The sequence below is a fragment of the Leisingera sp. F5 genome, from assembly GCF_001593695.1.
Genome location: NZ_LUKH01000184.1, coordinates 1 through 4,103, shown reverse-complemented (window position 1 = coordinate 4,103; position 4,103 = coordinate 1). Strand labels below are relative to the sequence as shown.

Here is a 4,103-nt window from a genome sequence, read left to right as displayed (position 1 = left end):
TGGGTAGGAGGAATTGAGTGGCTCTTGCATACTCGGTCCTTTGATTTGGCAAGACGGCCCGGCCCCGATCCCGGCAGCTTTGGCCCGTCTCCTCAATTGATGTCTTTATCTGGGGGGATGGTTAACACTTTTCAACCGCCCTGCCCCAAGGTTTGCAGCCACCTTGCCCGCACCGCACCCGGACCACAAGGGCGCAAATGGTGAAAGGGTGACCAAAGGCCTAACGGGCCCGCCGCAGCTGCAAGAGCCGCAGGGCACAGGCCGTTTAACTGCACATAGTTGCGCCCGGCCAGCCGTCATCCAGCAGCCATACGGGCGGGTTCCAACAGCTTGGCACAGGGTTCACATCCAGCACCTTGAACAACTGCACGCCTGCGCCTAAACTGCACGGCGAATACCGGAGATTGTATGACCTGAGTCATCCGGGCCCGCGGCATGCCGGCCCACACCAAACGCAAAAACCTTCAGACCTGCAGCCAGCGGGCCGGTTTTGTTTGGCCGCATTTGAATATACCACGCCCGCCAAACGGGCTCTCCGAGAGTTTTAAGACATGAACCGCAGAAAACTTCCCGGCTTTCTGAACACCCCCGTGCGTTCGCAGGTCTCTTCCGGCCTGAGCGAACTGGGTTTCAAACCCTTTTTTCAACACCAGATGGCAGATGCCGCCGACGGCGCCGCCCCGGCCCGCATCACCGCCATTCACCGCAGCCAGTTCGACCTCATCAGCGCTGACGGCCCCCTGACCTGCCCGGCCATTGACGGCGCCGCAGTCGGGGACTGGCTGCTGCTTGACCCAGAAACCGGGCACGGCACCGTCCTGCTGGAACGGGCCTCCTTGTTTAGACGGCGCGCGCCCGGCACCGGCCGCGAAACACAGCTGATTGCCGCCAACATTGACACGCTGTTTATCGTCACCTCCTGCAATCACGACTTCAACATCGCCCGGCTGGAACGCTTTCTGGCGCTGGCAAACGAAGCAAACACCACCCCGGTGATCATTCTGACCAAGGCCGACCTGGCAGATGATCCCGACAGTTACCGGACGCAGGCCCAATCCTTGCAGCCCGGCCTTGTTGCCGAAACCATCGACGCCACCAATCCTGCAGAGGTCAACCGCCTGCGTGCCTGGTGCGGGCTGGGGGAAACGGTGGCATTGGCCGGTTCCTCAGGTGTCGGCAAGTCCACTTTGGCCAACACCCTGGCCGGCGGCGGGCTGATGCAAACCGGCGCCATCCGCGAGGACGACAGCAAAGGCCGCCATACGACCTCGCACCGGCAAATGCTGCGGCTGCCCGGCGCCGGCTGGCTGATCGACACACCCGGCATGCGCGAATTGCAGATATCAGACGCGCAAGACGGTATTGATATGGTGTTTCAGGATCTTACCGATATCGCGGCACACTGCCGTTTCAGGGACTGCCAGCACGAAAGCGAACCGGGCTGCGCCATCCAAGCAGCCGCCAAAGCCGGTCAGCTTGACACCGCCCGCATTGCGCGCTGGCAAAAGCTAAGATCCGAGGACGCCTTTAACGCGCAGTCTCCGTCGGAACGCCGCGCCGCCGGCAAAGCGCTTGGCAAGGTGATCAAACAGGCCAAACGCATCAAGCGCAAAAAGTAAGCCCCAAGGCCTGAACCCGCCCCTGGCGCAGCAGCGCCGGGGGTACCGGGGCGCCGTTTACAGCGGCTCGATATCACCCTGCGCGCGGGTATCGTGAAAGTCCTTCTGCCAGACTTCAAAACTGCCGGCGGCAATCGCCTCCCGCATACCATGCATGATCTCCTGGAAATAATGCAGGTTGTGCCAGGTCAGCAGCATCCCCGAAATCATCTCGTTCGAGCGGAACACATGGTGCAGGTAAGCCCGCGAATAACTCGAACAGGCCGGGCAGCTGCAATGCTCATCCAGGGGCCGCGGGTCATCCTGATGGCGGGCGTTCTTGATATTCACCACACCATAGCGGGTAAAGGCCTGTCCGGTGCGGCCCGACCGCGACGGCAGCACGCAGTCCATCATGTCAATGCCGCGCGCAACCGCGCCAACGATATCGTCAGGCTTGCCAACCCCCATTAGGTAACGCGGCTTGTCTTCCGGCAGGAAACCGGGCGCGTAATCAAGGCAATCAAACATCGCCTCCTGCCCCTCGCCCACCGCAAGGCCGCCAACAGCATAGCCCTCAAATCCGATTTTCTTCAGCGCCTCGGCGCTTTCTTCGCGCAGGTCCTGTTCCAGCCCGCCCTGCATGATCCCAAACAGCGCATGGCCGGGCCGGTCGCCAAATGCCTCGCGCGACCGCTCGGCCCAGCGCATCGACAGGCGCATTGAGTCCGCAATCCGGTCACGGTCCGCAGGCAGCGCCGGGCATTCGTCGAAACACATCACAATGTCGGATCCCAGCAGCCGCTGGATCTCCATCGAGCGTTCCGGTGTCAGCTCATGCTTGGAGCCGTCGATATGGGATTTGAAGGTCACGCCTTTCTCGGTCAGCTTGCGCAAACCAGCCAGCGACATCACCTGAAACCCGCCCGAGTCCGTCAGAATGGGCCGCTCCCAATTCATGAACTTGTGCAAGCCCCCCAGCCGGTCGATCCGCTCCGCTGTCGGGCGCAGCATCAGGTGGTATGTATTGCCCAGCAGGATATCGGCCCCGGTCGCGCGCACGCTTTCCGGCATCATCGCCTTGACGGTGGCGGCGGTGCCGACCGGCATGAAAGCAGGCGTGCGGATTTCACCGCGCGGCGTATTGATGACACCTGTGCGCGCCGTGCCGTCGGTTGCCTTCAGTTCAAAGTTGAAAAGCTCTGCCATCTTCTATTCCTGCCGTTACACTCAAACCGGCACACCGGTGATTCCCCTCTAATGCCAAGGAGCCAACTCCATGTCCACAGCCGACGCCGCACCGCAATTGAAACTCGGTTGGGAAGAATGGGTAAGCCTGCCCGACCTTGGTCTACCCGCATTGCGGGTCAAGGTCGACACCGGCGCCCGCACCTCCTCGCTGCATGCCACCGGCATTGAAACCTTTGGCCCGGCAAGCGCCCCCAAGGTGCGCTTCATGGTGCATCCCATCCCAGGCCAGTACGATCTGGAAATCCCCTGCTCAGCCCTGATCAAGGACCGCCGCGAAGTGACGTCGTCAAACGGCGAAAGCGAAATGCGCTTTGTGATCGAAACCCCGATGGAGATCGCAGGCCAGTCCTGGCCGGTGGAGCTGACGCTGACCGACCGGCGCGGCATGGCGAAACACATGCTGCTGGGCCGCCAGGCGCTGACCGAAAACGTGACAGTGGTGCCGGGCGAACGCCTGTGCCAGCCGGAACTGGATTATTCGGTCTATTCCTCTTCCAGCATCCGCAAATCCGCTCCGAAACGCTCGCTGCGCATTGCTGTGCTCAGCCGCGAGGACAATTACTCCACCCGCCGCCTGGTGGAAGAGGGGGAAAACCGCGGCCACACGGTCGAGGTGATCAATACCACCCGCTGCTACATGGCGCTGAACGCGCTGGCGCCCGAGGTCCATTATGACGGCAAGCGCCTGCCCCGCTATGACGCGGTGATCCCGCGCATCGGCGCCTCTGTCACCCAATACGGCACCGCGCTGCTGCGCCAGTTCGAAACTGTGGGCACCTATTGTGTCAATGGCGCCGAAGGCATCACTGCCAGCCGCGACAAGCTGCACGCGCATCAGATTCTGGCGCGCCACAAGATCGGCATGCCCGCCACCGCCTTTGCTGCCTCGCCCAAGGACACCGGCAGCCTGATCCAGATTGTGGGCGGCGCGCCGCTGATTGTGAAACTGCTCGAAAGCACCCAGGGCAAGGGCGTGGTGCTGGCGGAAACCACAAAGGCCGCTGAAAGCGTGATCACCGCCTTCCGCGGGCTCAAGGCCAACTTTCTGGTGCAGCAGTTTGTCAAGGAAGCCGCAGGCGTGGATATCCGCTGTCTGGTGGTCGGCTCCAAGGTGGTCGCGGCGATGAAACGCTCCGGCGCCGAGGGCGACTTCCGCTCCAACCTGCACTTGGGCGGCAGCGCTGAAATCGTCCGCATCACCAAGGAGGAACGCTCTACCGCGGTCCGCGCCGCCCGTGCCTTTGGCCTCAACGT

General features: G+C 62.3%; 3 protein-coding genes. 2 read left to right on the top strand and 1 reads right to left on the bottom strand.

Translation table 11 applies throughout. The features are described 5' to 3' along the window. Nucleotides 1–551: 551 nt before the first annotated feature. The gene (gene rsgA, locus A2I95_RS26895) at nucleotides 552–1,619 is read left to right on the top strand and encodes a ribosome small subunit-dependent GTPase A (protein WP_291734836.1); all 1,068 of its coding nucleotides are present in this window, start codon (nucleotides 552–554) and stop codon (nucleotides 1,617–1,619) included. A gap of 57 nt (nucleotides 1,620–1,676) precedes the next feature. Here rsgA and tgt read toward each other — a convergent pair whose 3' ends face one another. Next, nucleotides 1,677–2,807, bottom strand: coding sequence for a tRNA guanosine(34) transglycosylase Tgt (tgt, locus tag A2I95_RS26890; protein WP_291734834.1), 1,131 nt, complete (start codon nucleotides 2,805–2,807; stop codon nucleotides 1,677–1,679). A 70-nt stretch (nucleotides 2,808–2,877) separates the two neighbouring features. Here tgt and A2I95_RS26885 point away from each other — a divergent pair. Continuing rightward, on the top strand, nucleotides 2,878–4,103 hold a 1,226-nt coding region (locus A2I95_RS26885), incomplete at its 3' end, for a RimK family alpha-L-glutamate ligase (protein ID WP_291734832.1).